The sequence below is a fragment of the Faecalibacterium sp. DFI.5.82 genome (assembly GCF_029076575.1).
Taxonomy (GTDB): domain Bacteria; phylum Bacillota; class Clostridia; order Oscillospirales; family Ruminococcaceae; genus Faecalibacterium; species Faecalibacterium duncaniae.
On record NZ_JARFIS010001151.1, the window covers coordinates 1 to 288 of the forward strand.

The 288-nt window shown below is 61.8% G+C and carries 1 protein-coding gene; it reads left to right on the forward strand.

Going from position 1 to position 288, the window contains the following annotated elements:
* The coding region (locus P0G09_RS20515; protein WP_275253604.1) for an AAA family ATPase at positions 1-288 on the forward strand (288 nt) is incomplete at both ends.

Consider the following 288-nt stretch of genomic DNA (forward strand, 5'->3'; position numbering starts at 1 on the left):
CATGGGCAAATCCAACGCCAAGGTCTATGTGCAGTCCACGGCAGGCATCCGCGTTGCGGATGTAGCCGGCGAGGACGAGGCCAAGGAAAACTTACAGGAAGTCGTCAACTATCTGCACGACCCCAGCAAGTATGAGAGCATTGGTGCCAAGATGCCCAAGGGCATCCTGCTGGTGGGCCCTCCGGGCACCGGCAAGACCATGCTGGCCAAGGCTGTGGCCGGTGAGTCCAACGTGCCCTTCGTCTCCATCTCCGGCTCCGAGGTCGTGGAGCTGTTCGTGGGCCTGGG